The organism is Arthrobacter sp. 135MFCol5.1 (assembly GCF_000374865.1).
Classification (GTDB): Bacteria; Actinomycetota; Actinomycetes; order Actinomycetales; family Micrococcaceae; genus Arthrobacter.
Map to the genome: position 1 here is coordinate 20,593 of NZ_KB895470.1, position 15,874 is coordinate 36,466.

At 67.7% G+C, this 15,874-nt stretch carries 18 protein-coding genes; 9 read left to right on the forward strand and 9 right to left on the reverse strand.

Translation table 11 applies throughout. The annotated features are described in order from the left end of the window. Nucleotides 1-50: 50 nt before the first annotated feature. The gene (locus C563_RS0119330; RefSeq protein ID WP_018763724.1) at nucleotides 51-401 is read left to right on the forward strand and encodes a hypothetical protein; all 351 of its coding nucleotides are present in this window, start codon (nucleotides 51-53) and stop codon (nucleotides 399-401) included. A 123-nt stretch (nucleotides 402-524) separates the two neighbouring features. Then, nucleotides 525-848 (forward strand): hypothetical protein, encoded by a 324-nt coding sequence (locus tag C563_RS0119335; RefSeq protein ID WP_018763725.1) that lies wholly within the window; start codon nucleotides 525-527, stop codon nucleotides 846-848. An 82-nt stretch (nucleotides 849-930) separates the two neighbouring features. Here C563_RS0119335 and C563_RS0119340 read toward each other — a convergent pair whose 3' ends face one another. From C563_RS0119340 to C563_RS0119370, 7 genes are all read right to left on the reverse strand, one after another. Further along, the gene (locus C563_RS0119340; RefSeq protein WP_018763726.1) at nucleotides 931-1,260 is read right to left on the reverse strand and encodes a GNAT family N-acetyltransferase; all 330 of its coding nucleotides are present in this window, start codon (nucleotides 1,258-1,260) and stop codon (nucleotides 931-933) included. 15 nt (nucleotides 1,261-1,275) lie between these two features. Further along, nucleotides 1,276-2,643, reverse strand: coding sequence for an acyltransferase family protein (locus C563_RS0119345; protein WP_018763727.1), 1,368 nt, complete (start codon nucleotides 2,641-2,643; stop codon nucleotides 1,276-1,278). Between the two features lie 85 nt (nucleotides 2,644-2,728). Next, a complete protein-coding gene (locus tag C563_RS0119350; RefSeq protein ID WP_018763728.1) occupies nucleotides 2,729-3,127 on the reverse strand; it encodes a DUF1304 domain-containing protein in 399 nt (132 codons plus the stop codon). A 36-nt stretch (nucleotides 3,128-3,163) separates the two neighbouring features. Then, complete coding sequence (locus tag C563_RS0119355) at nucleotides 3,164-4,015, reverse strand: class II fructose-bisphosphate aldolase (RefSeq protein ID WP_018763729.1); 852 nt, start codon at nucleotides 4,013-4,015, stop codon at nucleotides 3,164-3,166. Continuing rightward, entirely contained in the window at nucleotides 4,015-5,481 is a 1,467-nt protein-coding gene (locus C563_RS0119360) for a GntP family transporter (RefSeq protein ID WP_018763730.1), read from the reverse strand. Before C563_RS0119360 ends, C563_RS0119355 begins: the two co-directional genes overlap by 1 nt. 154 nt (nucleotides 5,482-5,635) lie before the next feature. Next, a complete protein-coding gene (locus C563_RS0119365) occupies nucleotides 5,636-6,535 on the reverse strand; it encodes an NAD(P)-dependent oxidoreductase (protein ID WP_018763731.1) in 900 nt (299 codons plus the stop codon). 30 nt (nucleotides 6,536-6,565) lie between these two features. Beyond that, nucleotides 6,566-8,065: a four-carbon acid sugar kinase family protein gene (locus C563_RS0119370; protein ID WP_018763732.1), complete on the reverse strand. Its 1,500-nt coding sequence runs from the start codon at nucleotides 8,063-8,065 to the stop codon at nucleotides 6,566-6,568. Between the two features lie 172 nt (nucleotides 8,066-8,237). Between C563_RS0119370 and C563_RS0119375 the strand changes: the two genes are divergently transcribed. Both C563_RS0119375 and C563_RS0119380 read left to right on the forward strand, forming a co-directional pair. After that, nucleotides 8,238-8,942, forward strand: coding sequence for a FadR/GntR family transcriptional regulator (locus C563_RS0119375; RefSeq protein ID WP_018763733.1), 705 nt, complete (start codon nucleotides 8,238-8,240; stop codon nucleotides 8,940-8,942). A gap of 118 nt (nucleotides 8,943-9,060) precedes the next feature. After that, nucleotides 9,061-9,273, forward strand: a complete 213-nt coding sequence (locus C563_RS0119380; RefSeq protein WP_018763734.1) for a dodecin — start codon at nucleotides 9,061-9,063, stop codon at nucleotides 9,271-9,273. A gap of 84 nt (nucleotides 9,274-9,357) precedes the next feature. Here the strand turns inward: C563_RS0119380 and C563_RS0119385 are convergent, their stop codons facing one another. Next, complete coding sequence (locus C563_RS0119385; protein ID WP_018763735.1) at nucleotides 9,358-9,564, reverse strand: hypothetical protein; 207 nt, start codon at nucleotides 9,562-9,564, stop codon at nucleotides 9,358-9,360. A gap of 149 nt (nucleotides 9,565-9,713) precedes the next feature. Next, nucleotides 9,714-10,628, reverse strand: a complete 915-nt coding sequence (locus C563_RS0119390) for an MmyB family transcriptional regulator (protein WP_018763736.1) — start codon at nucleotides 10,626-10,628, stop codon at nucleotides 9,714-9,716. A 197-nt stretch (nucleotides 10,629-10,825) separates the two neighbouring features. On the opposite strand from C563_RS0119390, the gene C563_RS0119395 reads away from it, so the two are divergent. From C563_RS0119395 to C563_RS0119415, 5 genes are all read left to right on the forward strand, one after another. Next, nucleotides 10,826-11,647 carry an aldo/keto reductase gene (locus C563_RS0119395; protein ID WP_018763737.1) on the forward strand — a complete coding sequence of 274 codons (822 nt, stop codon included), beginning with the start codon at nucleotides 10,826-10,828 and terminating at the stop codon, nucleotides 11,645-11,647. A 55-nt stretch (nucleotides 11,648-11,702) separates the two neighbouring features. Continuing rightward, complete coding sequence (locus tag C563_RS0119400; RefSeq protein WP_018763738.1) at nucleotides 11,703-12,674, forward strand: aldo/keto reductase; 972 nt, start codon at nucleotides 11,703-11,705, stop codon at nucleotides 12,672-12,674. Beyond that, nucleotides 12,668-13,690, forward strand: a complete 1,023-nt coding sequence (locus tag C563_RS0119405; RefSeq protein WP_018763739.1) for an NAD-dependent epimerase/dehydratase family protein — start codon at nucleotides 12,668-12,670, stop codon at nucleotides 13,688-13,690. The genes C563_RS0119400 and C563_RS0119405 overlap by 7 nt, the downstream gene beginning before the upstream one ends. A gap of 81 nt (nucleotides 13,691-13,771) precedes the next feature. Next, a complete protein-coding gene (locus C563_RS0119410; RefSeq protein ID WP_018763740.1) occupies nucleotides 13,772-14,488 on the forward strand; it encodes a TetR/AcrR family transcriptional regulator in 717 nt (238 codons plus the stop codon). A 126-nt stretch (nucleotides 14,489-14,614) separates the two neighbouring features. Further along, complete coding sequence (locus tag C563_RS0119415) at nucleotides 14,615-15,871, forward strand: acyl-CoA dehydrogenase family protein (protein ID WP_018763741.1); 1,257 nt, start codon at nucleotides 14,615-14,617, stop codon at nucleotides 15,869-15,871. The last annotated feature ends 3 nt before the right edge of the window (nucleotides 15,872-15,874 follow it).

Genomic DNA, 15,874 nt, shown 5'->3' on the forward strand with positions numbered 1-15,874 from the left:
CTAGGCTGGTACCGCCGGCAGCCGGCCGGGCTGCTGCCTGAGGGGGAAACATGGAACAGCAACACTCCGGGGCGCTCGGATTCCGCGAAGTGGACAGGCACGGACAACCCGTAGCGCCTGAAGCAGACGGTGCTGATCCGGCAGGGACGCCAAGGTCATGGCCGACGCCCAACCCGTTCATCGTGGCGCTGTGGCTGCTGTGCGCCGCAATGATTGCCGGCGGAGCGTCGGCGCTGCTGAACAACCCCATGTCCGTGTCCATGGGAGACCGGGCCACGTTCGACTATCTCGTGTTCGCCTTTGCCCCGCAGGGGATTTCCGGCGGGACTGCCGTCCTGATTGCCCTGCTGTTCTGGCACGCCTGGACTTGGCAGCGCCGGCGATGCTGGAACCGGAGATGAGGGCCCTGACTTGTGAATCAATTAGTAAGCATGCTTTTCTTATGGGGTAGATGAACCTCCGCAAGCAGTTCGCGGCGGGACTGCCGGCTATGGCGGTTCCGTGAAAGAAGCCCAAGGAAGAACATGATGACCACCGCAATGGATGAGCAGCTGATGGCGTTTGGGGAGCGCCGCGAACCGGCTGAGCAGTTTCCGGCCGCCACGGTACCTGTCGATGCAGGACTGCTGGTGACCCTCAATTCGCGCATGCACTGCCGCACGCCGATGCAGCTTGTCGATCACGGGGAACTTCCGGTCCGGCAGCCCGTTTACGTTGACGGAACCTCCGTGGTGGCACTGCGGCCGGAGGCGGCCGAAACCGTCACCACCTACCGCTGTGCCTGCGGCTTCACCATCGACGACCCCGGGACCGCCTGGGCGGTCAGCGATTCGGCCCTGGCCAGCTGACCCTGCTCCGAGCGCGGGCGCCGGCCCGCGGCCAGCGAATGTGATCGGCGGATGCAATCAGCGTGCGGGGCCGGCGGGCGGGTCAGCGCTCGGGCCAGTCCACGAACTGTTCGTAGCCCTCGTGCTTGCGGAGGTAGCTGGACATAAACGGGCAGTGCGGGATGATGCGTTTGCCGGTGGCCACCACGTCATCCAGGGCAAAATGCGCCAGCACCTTGCCCAGCCCTTGCCCCTCGAAGTCCTGGCCCGTTTCGGTATGGGTGAAGTCGATATGTCCCGGCAGGTCGTGGAAGAAGGCCTGGACAGCGAGCCTGCCGTCCACCAGGAGTTCGTACCGGTGGTCCGCGTCGTTGCGCCGCAGGGTGACGTTGGGGGTGAACTTATCCTCTGTGGACATGGTGTTCTCGGTCATGGTTTGACACTGGCACTACTTCACCCCGCTGGCAATGCCCCTTCGGCCGCGCCTCCGGCGGGAGGTGGTCCGGGCCGCCGGCCCGCGCGCCGGCCGTCGCGGGGGCCTGGTCCCGGCCAATGGCCGGCGCCGCAGCGGAAACCCGCCCAGCAGGAGGATCGCCGCGGAAAAGCACAAGGTGCCGGCAGCCAGCAGCCCCAGTGACAACCCGTTGAGGGCGGCGTCCGCCGCGGGAAGGAAGACCACGACGACGGCGGCCGCAGCCAAGGCGGGCCGGCTGCGGTAGGCGTGTGGCGCCGTTACCCGGTCCTCAAGGCGGCCGAAGGCGGCAGCGACGGGGAGCAGCAGGACGACCAGGGCCAGGACCACCACGGGCCGCGACCACCACCACGCGGCGGTGCCGGCGCCGGGCTTGGGGAACGGCACCAGGAGCAGCAGCCCTGACATCGCGCCCAGCAGCGGCAGGTGCCACAAGTACACCGTCAGGGACCGGCTGCCCGCCACGCCCACGAGGCGGCCAATCCAGCGGACCTCGGCGAGCGACGCGAGGACCGGCCGCGCCAGCTCCATCGCGGCCAGCTGGGAAACGCCCAACAGGACCAGGGTGAGGTTGGGTGGATTGAGGTTCACCAGCATGTTGCCGGTGTACAGGCCCAGCCCCGTCACCACACCCAACGCAAGGTTTGCTGCCAACGCGATGGCCAGCAGGCCCGAACGGGAAAGCCGGGACGTCCAGCCGTCGGCCGCCAGGAAGCCCAGTTGCTGCACTGCGCACCACACGAACACCAGGTTCGCGTAGGCCAGGTTCGGCAGCGCCCCCCGGAGGCAATCCACGGCAACCACCAGGCCGAGGAGCAGGCCCAGCGCCAGCCAGGGGGAACGCGCATGGAGCGCCGCCAGGACCGGAATGTTCAACTGCGCCGCGAGGTAGGCGGCCAGGAACCACAGCGGCATGCCGGCGCCGGTGGCCATGAGCTGGACCACTTGAGGGTCCACCCCGAGGGCACGGGCCAACAACAGTCCCAGGACCATCGCCGCAAGCAGCGCGGTGGCCGGACGGACCAGGCGCAGCAGCCGTGCACGGATGAACTGGGCCGCCGTCCCGCCCCGCGCCTTCATCCGGCGCCAGGACTGCAGGCCGGTCACACCCCCGGTAACGAAGAACAGGGGCATGACCATGAAGATCCAGATGACGGGGACAAACCAGTCCTGGTCGCCAAGGGTGTTCTCCGTTGTCACGGTCCCGTCCGGGTGCAGGACCGGACTGACCATCATGGAATGGCCCACCACCACCAATGCCAGGCAGACGAAGCGGACAAGGTCGATCGCCGGATCACGGGCTGCCGTGTCCGCGTGGTCTTGGTTCCCCTGACCCCGCCGCACCGCGTGGCCTTACAGCGTTCCGACCCTGTTCACAGCACCATTCTGCGCCTGTTGCCGGTGGTGTAGAAGAGGCAGGGGTGCCGGGCTAGAGCACAGCCACCAGGCCCAGGACGACGGCGAGCAGCGGCGTTGCGCCCTGGGTGGCCGCCGCGCGGAGGTACTTGCGGCCGCTGAGGGCCAGGACCACGGCCGCCAGGAGCATGGAGCCGCAGCTTGAAAACACCAGGGTCCAGCCCGCCACGTGCTGCGCCGGACCGGCCCCGAACACCACCAGGCCGATTCCGACCAGGGCACCCACTGCCAGGAACAGGTTGTAGAACCCCTGGTTGTACGCCAGCGGCCTGGTGATCTCTGCATGGTCCTGGGATCCGATGCTGAAGCGTTTCCACGTGGCGGGCCGGGTCCAGGTCACGGATTCCATGGTGAAGATGAAAACGTGCAGCGCCGCGGCGAGGAAGGCAAAAAAGAGGGAGGCCAGGATCATGGCTTGATCCTAGCCTCCCCCGGAGTGGGGTCTTTCCTACCGTGCCAGCGTGGCCAGCGTGGCGGTGGCGAACTCCTTGGCCGAGTGGTTCCACCGGGCCAGCAGGCCCTGCAGGTTTTCGCCGTCCGCACGGTGGGCGGGCAGCTGGTCCTGGAGGGTGGCCAGCACGCCGGTCCGCAGCTCGGTGTTGAAGTTGACCTTGCCTACGTTCATGGCCGCGGCTTTCACCAGTTCCCCGGCGGGGATGCCGGAAGCGCCGTGCAGCACCAGCGGAATGTGGACCCGGGCCGCAATGTCCTGGAGCACGTCCCAGCGCAGCCGCGGCTCGCCCTTGTACTTGCCGTGGACATTGCCCACGGCCACGGCAAGCAGTTCCGCGCCGGTACGGGACACGAAGTCCTCCACCTGCGCCGAGTCGGTCAGGCCTGCAACGTCGGCGCCGGACTGGTCTGCACCGAAGGCGCGGTCCTCGTCGCCGGCCAGGCCGCCAAGTTCCGCTTCGAGCACCACGTCCGGGCCCAGCAGGGCGCGGGCCGACTTGACCAGGGCAATGTTGTCCTCGTAGGGAAGGGATGAACCGTCGGCGAGGACCGAATCCGCCCCTGCCGCGACGGCGTCGGCCATCACCTTGAGGTCGCTGGCGTGGTCAAGCTGCACGGCCACCGGAACCGCGGCCGCGTCGGCCAGGGTGCGGAGCGCCGCTATGAGCCTGAGCCCGTTCGCGGTGGCGGCGGTCTTGGGTGCCACCAGCAGGATGGCACCGCGTCCTGATTCCTCTGCGGCGCCCACCACGGCCAGCGCGGTGGTGAAGTCGTAGCAGGTGAAGGCCGGCACGGCGGAACCCTGCTGCAGGGCGGTGGTGACCAGGTGGTCCAGTCGGGTACGCATCAGACGCCCAGGCCTCCCACCAGGATCCAGGCCACGAAGGTCAGCGCGAAGCCGGCCAGGCCCAGGATGGTAGTCAGGACGGTCCAGGTCTTCAGGCCGTCCGAGACGGTCAGGCCGTAGTATCGCACCACCACCCAGAAGCCGGCGTCCGTGACGTGGGAGAGGCCCAAGGCGCCGAAGCCGATGGCGATCACGATCACGGCGATCTGGGCCGGGCTGTAGCCGCCGCCGCTGACCGCTGCGGAGAGCAGGCCGGTGGTGGTCACGATGGCCACGGTGGCCGAACCCTGGGCGGCACGCAGTGCGAGGGAAATGATGAAGCCGAGCAGCAGCAGCGGCACGCCGAGCGTGTCCAGGGTCTTGGAGAGCGCCCCGCCGATGCCCGAGACCTGCAGGACGTTGCCGAAGACGCCGCCGGCAGCCACCACCATCAGGATGGAGGCGATGGGAGGCAGGGCGCCTTCGAAGATTTCACCGGTCTCCTTGAAGGACCAGCCGCGGCGGACCGCGAGCAGGAAGAAGGACAGCGCCACGGCCACCAGCAGGGCCAGGAACGGGTTGCCGATGAAGGCTGCCAGGCCGTAGAGGGGATCGCTCTTGGGGAGGATGAGGGTGCCGGCGGTACCCAGGAGGATCTGCACGATCGGGGCGGCGATCAGGAAAATGATCAGGCCCGGGCGAGGGGGTGCGATGGCGGCGGCACCGGGGCCGTCGTGGCCCACCTTGACCAGTGAGTCGGAACCGAACTCCTCCACCTGGGTCTTCACGGCCGGCAGCAGCTCGTAGTCCTTGCGGTTCATGATGGACGCCACCCAGTAGGACAGGAAGCCGAGCGGAATGCAGATGAGCAGTGAGATCAGGGCGATCAGCCCGATGTCGGCACCCAGCACGCCGGCGCCGGCAACGATCCCCGGGTGCGGCGGAACGGCCACGTGGATGGCGAGCATGATGCCGGCCATGGGCAGGCCGAACTTAACCGGGTGGACTTTGGCGATCTTGGCGAAGGCGTAGACGATGGGCACCAGCACGATGATGCCGACTTCGAAGAACACGGGGATGGCCACCAGGAAGCCGACGGCGGTCAGCGCCACGGCCACCCGGCGGGCGCCGAGTTTGCGGGTGAAGTGGTCGGCCAGCGACTGGACACCGCCGGAGACCTCGATCATGCGGCCCAGCACGGCGCCGAGCGCGATCAGGATGGCCACCTTGCCCATGGTGCTGCCCACGCCGCCGGACACCACGGTGAAGATGTCCTGCAGCGGGATCGTGGCGGCCACGGCAACCAGGATGCTGACGGTCAGCAGGGCCACGAACGCCTGGATCTTGAAGCGGATGATCATCACCAGCAGGATGGCGATGCCAACGGCGGCGATGGTGAGCAGCAGCGGGGTGCCCAGCTCCACGGCGGGCTTGATGGCCGGAGCATCGGCCGCCCGCTGTATCAGCGGGCTCATCAGGTGGTTCACGGGAAATGTCTCCTTTGACGTGCCGGTCCGGGGCAGACGGGCATCAGGTATCACGGCGGGGATGGAACGCTGCGGAACTAAGCCGCAACGCTGGGAGGTACGACGACGGCGGAGGGGGGACCGCCGTCGTCGTACCGTTCGGGGGGAGAGACGCTTACTTGGTCCTCTTGGCCGGGGCGACCACCTTGATGACGGCGGAGTCATCGGCCGCGGCGAGGCCCTGGGCCTGGCCCAGCAGGTAGAGCTGCTCGGCGGCGGCGGCAACGGGGGCTGCCAGCCCGGCCGCGCGGGTGGCTTTGCCCACGATGCCCATGTCCTTGACGAAGATGTCCAGGCGGGACAGGACCTCGGCGCCTTCCTCGTTGTAGGCCTCCAGGATGCGGGGGCCACGGTTGGAGAGCATGAAGGAACCGGCAGCGCCGGCTTCGAGGGCGGCGAGGGTCTTGGCCTGGTCCAGTCCTAGCGCGTCGGCCAGGGCCAGGGCCTCGGCGGCCGCGGCGATGTGGACGCCGCACAGGAGCTGGTTGACGGTCTTCAGGGCCTGGCCGTCGCCGGGGTTGTCACCCACCACGGTGAGCGTGGAGGCCAGCAGGTCCAGGGCGGGGGCGGCCTTTTCGCGGGCTTCGGGGGACGCGCCGACGACGATCAGCAGGTCGCCTTCGCCGGCGCGCTTGGGGCCGCCGGACAGCGGGGCGTCCACCAGGTCCACCCCGTATTCGGCCAGCTTGGCCACGGTGGCGGGGATGGCGTCGGTGCCCACCGTGCTGCCGAGGATGACGACGGCGCCCGGCTCCAGGACGGAGGCCACGCCGTTTTCGCCGAAGAGGACGTCGTTGAGCTGCTCGCCGTTGCGGACGGCCAGGAGGACGGCGTCCGCTCCCTTGGCGGCTTCGCGGGCGGTGGTGAAGGTGGCGATGCCGGCTTCTTCGGCGAGCTTGAGGCGGGGCTCGGCGATGTCGAAGCCGTGGACTGTGAGCTGGGAGGCCAGTCGGGTGGCCATGGGCAGGCCCATGGCGCCGAGGCCCAGGACGGTGATGGTGTAGTTGCTGGTCATGGTGTTCTCCGTTGAATTTGTTCGGAACTCTTAGAACTTGTTGCTGAGCTTGCGGGTGACCTGGGCCAGGGAGTCGTCGTCGCCCACGTTGCCGGCGAACACGATGTAGGGGATGCCCTTGGCGGGGCCGTCCACCGGTTCCCAGAGGCTGACGATGCCCGGGAGCATGGGGCCGCGGACAATGCCGTGCCGGATTTCCAGGCCGTGGGCGGCGACGTCGGAGGACGTGATCCCGCCCTTGGCGATGACGAACCGCGGCGGGAAGGTCTTCAGGGTCCGGTTGACCACGTCCACGACGGCGGCGGAGACGGTACGGGCGATCCGCAGGCTTTCGGCGGGGTCGTCCGTCTTGATCAGCAGGCGGCTGGTGTGGACGATCACGTCGCCGGCGTGTAGGGCCTCGACCACGGCGTCCACCGTGCGGTCCAGGTGCTCCTTGGCGTTGGGGTCGGCTGTTCCAGCTTCGGCGGCGAGGAGCTTCTCGACGTCGATCTCGATGATGCGCGCCGAGCTGTGTTCGGCGGTGAGGACGTTGAGCTGCCGTGTGGTCACGCCGACGTGCGAGCCCACCACGATCAGGCCGCCCGCCTCCGACGGGGTGTTGCCTGCGTAGGCCTCTTCGGAAGTCAGTGCGGCCCGGATCTCCTGGCCGATGCGGCCGCGGACGAACGGCGGGCCCACTCGGTACAGGAGCTTCTTGCCGCGGCGTTCTGCCTCTTCCAGTCCCAGCGCCAGGGCGCGGAAGTCATTCTCGGTGACGATGTCCGCCACGATGGGCGTGGAATCGGTGGCGGGCTCGATGGCGTCCGCGATCGCCTTGGCGGAGATGGCCGGGTCCTGGGCGGCGGCGCCGGCACGGATGATGTTCAGGTCCAGGACGATCACTGAGTCCGCCGGGAACCTGCCCTGGGATTTCTCGGCGACGTAGTCGGCCATGACGGAGGTGCTGAAGCCGAAGGACGCATCCTTGGCGAATTCGGTCTCGGAGACGGGGACCACGGTGCCCTTCGCGTCACCGGTGCCGCGCATGTAGTGGACGCCGCCGATGGTGAGCCGGCCGGCGTCTGGGAATGCGGGGACCAGGACCACGCCGTCGGTCTTCTCGCCGCTGACCCCGGCAACGGTGGCCGCGATGACGTCAGGCTCCAGGGGGTAGTGGCCGCGGAGGGTGGAGTCGCTGCGGCTGACGAATCCCAGCCGCAGGGAGTCGGGCGATCCTGCCGCCGCGAGGGCGTTGCGGACCACTTCCTCATTGCGGGCAGCCGCTTCGGCGGGGTCGAGGGACCGGGTGTTGGTGAGGACGTAGACCGCGGGCTTTCCCTGCGCAAAAGCCCAGCTGAAGTCCTCTACGTCCCATCTGGTGAGCACGGGGAGGTCTGCCACGGACTGGGTGCCGGTGGGGTCGTCGTCGAGCACCACCAGGACGCGGGGAACCTCTGCGTTGGAAGCGGCCAGGGAGCCGGCAACGAGCCCTGCGGGGATCTCGAGGTCAGCCGGATAGGCGGCCAGAAGGTCTGCTTCAAGCGTCACAGTGCACTCCATTGTGTAGCGATCCGGGACCCGGATACTGATGTAAAGGTAACTGTAAGATGTCTGACATCTTGCATTTGAATGTTAGTGTGGCACACGGCATAAAGACGCGCAAGTAGACTTGTCTGACATATCCGCCGGGCGTTGGCCGGAAGCAGGAAGCGGGGGAACCATGGCAAGGAAATCGCTGGTCGGCATCGTGGCCGATGAGCTGCTGGACCGCATCATCGAAGGCGAGTTTCCGCCCGGCGCCACGGTTCCGGGCGAACTGGAACTCAGCGCCCGCCATGAAGTCAGCCGCATGACGGTCCGTGAAGCGATGAAGACGCTCCAGGCCCAGCAGATCCTCAGCGTCGAACGAGGGCGGGGGACGTTCGTCAACCCCCTGAGCCGGTGGACATCGCTGGAAGCGGTGCTGCGGGCGGCATCGGAGGGCAAGAACGACGCCGACGCCTCCATCCAGCTCATCGAGCTCCGCCGGATGCTGGAAACAGGAGCCTGCGAACTTGCCGCCGGACGCATCTCGGAGGAGGACATTGCCTCCTTGTTCGCCTACGTCTCGGCCATGAAGGCCGCCAACAGCATCAACGACGTCGCAGCGTTCGTAGAGGCCGATCTCGGCTTCCACGATGTCATCCTGCGCGCGTCGGGGAACGTCTTCGTCTCCGTCCTGTTCGAGCCGCTGCACCGCGTCCTGGAAAAGCGCCGGGCCGAGACGTCGGCGGTACCGGCCATTCAGGAACACGCCATCGGACACCACCAGAACATCGCCGAGGCCCTTGAGTCCCGCGACCCGGCCCGCTCACGCACCGCTATGGACGCCCACATGCAGCAGACCCTGGACGACCTGCGGAACCTGGTCCTGCCCGCCAAGTGAGCCCGCGGGCGGCGGCCCGTATGAAGGGGGCCGGCCCCTCTGGTCAACGCTCTCGCAGTGCCACTAGGCTTCAGGGACGGCCCGCAACCGGGAGCAACGATGATCACGAGGAGCGAAGTTGTCCAACCACACGTACAGCATTTCTGAAATTGTCGGCACCTCCACCGAAGGCGTGGACGACGCGGTCCGGAACGGGATCGCCAAAGCCTCCCAGACCCTCCGGAACCTCGACTGGTTCGAGGTGAAGGAGATCCGCGGCCACCTGGAGGAGGGCAAGGTCGCTGACTGGCAGGTAACCATCAAACTCGGCTTCCGGCTGGAAGATCACTGAACACCCCAGCCTTAACGCCGGGAGGTCGTGAAGCGATGGCTTCACGACCTCCCGATTTTAAGTTTGGTGCCCCGGGCCCGTGCGTTAGTTGGCTGTTCCCGGGCTGCGGCGCCGCCAGACCGTTGGGACGCCGTCGAACGCGGGGAAAACCTGGCCTTCGAAGAAGGACAGGACGGTGCGGGAATCGGAGTCCGGGCTCCAGAGTCCGGAGGCCGGGCAGTGCGAACCCGTGGCTGTGGACGTGGCGCCGGCGGAGGCCTGGCGTTCCTTCAGCAGTGCGATGCGTTTCATCGTTGAGACCATCCTGGGGTGGTAAGAACCGTGCGGGGAAGCTTGTTCTTCAACCCTAGGAAACGGCCGGGCAAAGCCCAATGGGCGGCTGGCCAGAATCGGCGCCATTCGCTGGACGAACGTACAGTTACGGTACCGAGCCGCGGCGCTTAGTCCGCCGGCCCGCCGTCGGCCACCGCCGCTGCGTCCCGCAGCGTGCCTGCATCCCCGGCACCTGGAGCACTGGCGGCACCCAGGCTGCCAAGCAGGGCCAATGCGTCCGACGACGGCGAGCCCGGCCGGGCGGAATACACCCGCAGCATCTGGTCGGGATCCTCCGGCAGGACCAGGTTCTCGAAATTCAGTTCCAGGTCGCCCACCGCCGGATGGTGCAGCCGGACAGTGCCCGCCGCCCTCGTGGCCACCCGGTGCCCGGCCCACCACTGACGGAAATGCTCGCTGTTCACGGCCAACTCCCCCACCAGGTGGTTGGCCTGCGGATCGTTGGGATGCCGGCCCACGTCGAGCCGAAGGGATCCGGCGGCTTCGGCAGCCACCGTCTTCCAGTCCCTGAAAAGCTCCCGCGCCGCTGGATCAAGGATGGTCCAGCGGGTGAGGTTCCGCTCCGCCGCCGGCAGCGCCGGAAAATCGGCGAACAGCAGGAACGCCATCCGGTTGCCGGCCAGGACATCGCTGCGCCGGCCCAGCACCAGGGCGGGCACCTCCCCCACCGCGTCGAGGAGCTGGCGCAGCGCGGGCCGGACGCCCTGCGCTGCGGCCGTACCGGCCTCGCGCGGACCACCGGCACAGTTCTCCAGCAGGTCCAGCATGTGTGCGTGCTCGCTGCTGTCCAGCCGCAGCGCCCTCGCGACGGCGTCCAGGACGGTGCGTGAGGGGTGGATGTTGCGCCCCTGCTCCAGCCGGACGTAGTAGTCGGTACTGACCCCGGCCAGCCGCGCCACTTCCTCCCGCCGCAGCCCCGGAACCCTGCGGGCACCGGTGCTGGGACCCGTTCCGGCAACCTCCGGACTCAGCCGGGACCGCATGGCTTTGAGGAATTTTCCGAACTCGGCGCTTTGACCCATGCAGACCATTCTGCCCGGGAAGGGTGCCCCGCTCCACCCAAAAGGTAGGACTGGGAATCCTAGGAAAAACAGGAACAGCCTTCTCTGCTGACTTGTCGGGCAAAAGTGCATAGGCTCAGGAGTGAGCCAGCGGAAACCGCTTTCTTCGTCGAGCAGCCGGCACCGATCCACATCACCATCGTCCTAGGAGCACACCCATGTCAGAGCTGACACTCAACAACGGCGTCACCATCCCGCAACTTGGCTTCGGCGTTTTCCAGGTTCCGCCGGAAGACACCCAGCGCACCGTCGAGGACGCCCTCGAGGCCGGCTACCGCCACATCGATACCGCCGCCGCCTACCGCAACGAGGCCGGAGTGGGTGCGGCGCTTGCCGCCACCGGCATCGCCCGCGACGAGATCTTCGTAACCACCAAGCTGCGCAACGGCGAGCAGGGCCGCGCGCAGGAGGCGTTCCAAAACAGCCGCAAAGCACTGGGCCTGGACTTCATCGACCTCTACCTCATCCACTGGCCGGTGCCCTCACAGGGTTTGTTCGTCCAGGCGTGGAAGGAGATGGAGCGGTTGTACCAGAACAAGGAAATCCGCGCGATCGGGGTCTCGAACTTCTTGTCCGACCACCTGGACACCCTGCTTGAGTCCGCCGAAACCGTCCCCGCCGTCAACCAGATCGAACTGCACCCCAGCTACCAGCAGGCGGACCTCGCCGCAAAGTGCCGGGACCTGGGCATCGCCGTGGAGGCGTACAGCCCGCTGGGCCAGGGCGGGGACCTGAACGGAAACGCCGTCACCGCGATTGCCAGCGCCCAAGAGGCCACCACCGCCCAAGTGGTACTCGCCTGGCACCTGGCCCAGGGAAACATCGTCATCCCCAAGTCGGCCAACCCCGGCCGGATCCGGGAAAACTTCGCGGCATCATCGCTCACGCTCTCCGCCGACGAACTGGCCGCCATCACGGCGCTTGAGTCCGGTGCCCGCATCGGGTCCGATCCCGCCGTCGCGGCCTTCACCCAGATGTAGGTTTCGACAAGCCCGACCACCTGGTCGACAAGCTCCACCACCGAAAGGAATTTCCGTGCAGTACACCCACCTGGGCCGGTCCGGCCTGAAAGTTTCCCGCCTCTGCCTTGGCACCATGAACTTCGGGCCGCAGACGGAGGAAGCGGACGCCCACAGCATCATGGACTCCGCCCACGCGTCCGGCATCAACTTCTTCGACACCGCCAACGTCTACGGCGGGGCAGACCACCGCGGCTGGACCGAGGAAATCATTGGGCGCTGGTTCGCCAAGGGCGGCGAGCGCCGCGAGCACACCGTCCTGGCCACCAAGCTCTACGGCACCATGACGGACCGGCCCAACGAGTCCAAGCTCTCGGCACTGAACATCCGCAGGGCCCTGGATGCGAGCCTCAAGCGGCTGCAGACGGACTACATCGATGTGTACCAGTTCCACCACATCGACCGTGACACACCGTGGGACGAGATCTGGCAGGCCATCGAGGTGGCGGTGCAGCAGGGAAAGATCCTGTACTCCGGCAGCAGCAACTTCGCCGGCTGGCACATCGCCCAGGCCCAGGAAGCGGCGCGGCGCCGGAATTACACCGGGCTGGTCAGCGAACAGTCCATCTACAACCTGTTCATGCGGCAGGTGGAGCTGGAAGTCATCCCGGCGGCGCAGCAGTACGGCCTGGGCCTGATCCCCTGGTCACCGCTGCAGGGCGGCCTGCTGGGCGGCGTGCTGAAGAAGGAGCGGCAAGGCGTGCGGCGTACCGAAGGCCGCGCCGCCGAGACGCTGAAGAAGCATGAAGACCAGATCCGCCAATACGAGGACTTCGCCGACGAACTGGGGCACGAACCGGGCGACGTCGCACTGGCGTGGCTGCTGCACCAGCCCGCCGTGACCGCCCCGATCGTGGGCCCGCGCACGCAGGAACAACTGGATGCCGCCATCCGCGCCCTGGACGTCACACTCGACGCAGACGCGCTCAAGCGGCTTGACGACATCTTCCCCGGCCACCGCACGGCACCGGAAGACTACGCGTGGTAACTCCCCTGGCTGCCGGCACGGTGGCGCCACGGAACCTCCTCTTCATCGGCGGCACCGGGGTCATCAGCGCGGCGGCGGCAGAACACGCCGTCGCGCTCGGCCACCGGCTGACCATCCTGAACCGGGGCCAATCCACCAGGCCGGTTCCGGACGGTGCTGAAGTGCTGCACGCGGACGTCCGGGATGCGGCCGCGGTCCGTGAGGTGCTGGGCGGCAGGGAGTTCGACGCCGTGGCGGACTTCATCGCCTATACCCCGGACCAGGCGCAAGCCAGCATGGATCTGTTCCGGGACCGGGCGGCACAGTACGTCTTCATCAGCTCCGCCTCCGCCTACCAGAAGCCGCCCACCAGGCTGCCCATCCTGGAGTCCACGCCGTTGAAGAACCCCTTCTGGCAGTACTCCCGGGACAAGATCGCGTGCGAGGAGCTGTTGTTCCGGGCCTACCGGGAAGAGGACTTTCCGCTGACCGTGGTCCGGCCGTCGCACACCTACGACCGCACCAAAATCGCCATGGTGGGCGGCTGGACGGACATCCACCGGATGCGGAGCGGGCTTCCGGTCATGGTGCACGGCGACGGTACGTCACTCTGGACGCTGACGCACAGCAAAGACTTCGCGAAGGCGTTTGTTGGCCTGCTCGGAAGGCCCCAGGCGGTGGGTGAAAGCTACACCATCACCTCCGACGAATACCTGCCGTGGAACCAGATCTACCGGCTGTTCGCCCGGGCGGCCGGCGTCCGTGAACCCGAACTGGTGCACGTGGCATCCCAGACCATCGCCGCGCACGACCAGGAACTGGGGTCAAACCTGCTGGGCGACCGGTCCCACTCGGTGGTCTTCGATAACACCAAGATCAAATCCTTGGTCACGGACTACACCGCCACCATCCCGTTTGCGGACGGAGCCCGGGAAATTGTCCAGTGGTACGACGCCCACCCGGAGCTGCAGCAGGTCAACGAGGCCTACATGCAGCTTTCGGACAAGCTCACCGGCTGGGCCCGGCAAGGCGCCTGATCCGTACCTGCCGGCGTGGCCGGCCTGCCGCACCATCCCGCGGCAGGCCGGCCACAGTGCCGCTGTGCTAGATTTCGGCGCATGACCCCACCCCCTCCCAGCCATCCTGCCGACGGGCCTGTCGCCGCCGCCATCGAACTCCTGGCAAAGCAGGGTTTCGATGCAACGTCTGTTGAGGAACTCGCGGAGGCCTCGGGCATGAGCCGCAGCACGTTCTTCCGGAGGTTCGGATCCAAGGAGGATGTGGTCTTCGCTGACCACGAGCGCATCCTGCAGCAGGTGAACACCCGGCTGGCGGACTCACGGCTGGAGCCACTGGCCGCCGTCGCGGACGCCGCGCTCCTGGTGTTCGACCACCACTTGCGGAACCGCGCAACGTCCCTGGCCCGGTACGGGCTCCTGCAGGCGGTGCCGGCCCTCCGGGACCGGGAACTGGTCACCTCCCACCGCTATGAACGGGCATTCCTGCGGTACCTCAACGACACCCTGCCCAGGGACGGCCGCCGCGAGTACGCGGCCGTTGCCTTCGCCGCAGCCGTGGTGGCCGTGCACAACGCCTTCCTGCGGCAGTGGCTTCGCGCGCCCTTCGCGGCCGGGGAATCCGGGCAGCCTGACAGGTCGGCAGCCCTCGCCCGTGAACTCGCGGCCCTGGCCGAAACGTTCCGGCCAACCCTCCTCGGTCCCGGCGCCCCTGTTGACGCCACGGAGCAAAGGGCGGCCACCGTCGTCGTCACCGTGCTCGCCGGCCCGGCAGACAAGGATGCCATCGCCCGGGCGGTCCGCGATGCGTTGCCCTGACGCCCAGCCGCATCTGGTACGGAGTTTCTTGACGTGGAACTGCGTTTCAGTGCATTCTTAGTCGGTGCGGCGTGAGCCACATCACCCGGGTGGCCCGCAGCCGCCGCTGAACCAGAGGATGCAGACATGACGACGACGTCGCCCAGCCCAGCACCCACCGTCACCGGCGGTGCGCCGGACTTCCCGGCCGGGACGGTGGAACCCGAGTACCTTCTCACCGAGGCCCTCGGCACCGATCCCGCCTCCGTCTTCGCCGGCATCAGCGCCGAGGACCGGAAGTACTGGGACCGCGCCCGCTGCTTCGTCCAGGAGGAAGTCCTCCCCGTCATTGACGGCTACTGGGAGCGCGGCGAGTACCCGCTCCACCTCCTCCACCGCCTCGGCGAACTGGACCTGCTCCGCGACGGCACCGCCGTGGACGGCTTCGAACCGATGAGCAGCATGGCCGCCGGACTGGTGAACATGGAAATCAGCCGCGGGGACGGATCCGTGGCCACCATGATCGCGGTCCAGGGCGGCCTCGCCCTGCGGTCCGTCGCCGAGTGCGGATCCGAGGCGCAGAAGGAACGCTGGCTGCCCGCGATCGCCCGCGGAACCGAGTACGCAGCCTTTGCCCTCACAGAGCCCACCCATGGATCCGACTCCGTAGCCCTGGAAACCACGGCAACCCGCACTGACGGCGGATTCCTGCTCAATGGCGAAAAGAAGTGGATCGGCAACGGCTCCATCGGCGGGGTCAGCGTTGTCTGGGCGCGCGGCGACGATGGCCAGGTGCACGGCTACCTGGTCCCCCAGGATTCCCCCGGCTACGCCGCCACCAGGATCGAGGGCAAGCTGGCCCTTCGCGCCATCTGGCAGGCCCACATCCGGCTGGAGAACGTCTTCGTCCCCGAAAGCAACGTCCTGCCGGGCGCACGCACGTTCAAGGACACCGCCCGCGTCCTGTTGGCGACCCGGCTCGGCGTGGCCTGGTCCGCCGTCGGGCATGCCACGGCCTGCTACGAGACAGCCGTCCAGTACGCCAAGCAGCGCAAGCAGTTCGGCCGGCCGCTGGCCGCGTCCCAGATCATCCAGGAGCGCCTGGCGCGGATGCTCAGCGAACTGGCCACCATGCAGCTCATGGTGGTGCAGATGACCCGGCTCGACGAAGCCGGAACGCTGACCCCGGAGCAGGCCTCGCTGGTCAAGTACACCTGCACCCGGACGGCCCGCGGGATCGCCTCCAATGCCCGCGACATGTTGGGCGGCAACGGCATCCTGCTGGCCAACCGGGTGGCCCGGCACCTGGCCGATATCGAAGCGATCCATACCTACGAAGGCACCGAAACCGTGCAGGCCCTGATCATCGGCCGCGGCATCACGGGTGTCTCCGCCTTCGCCTGACCC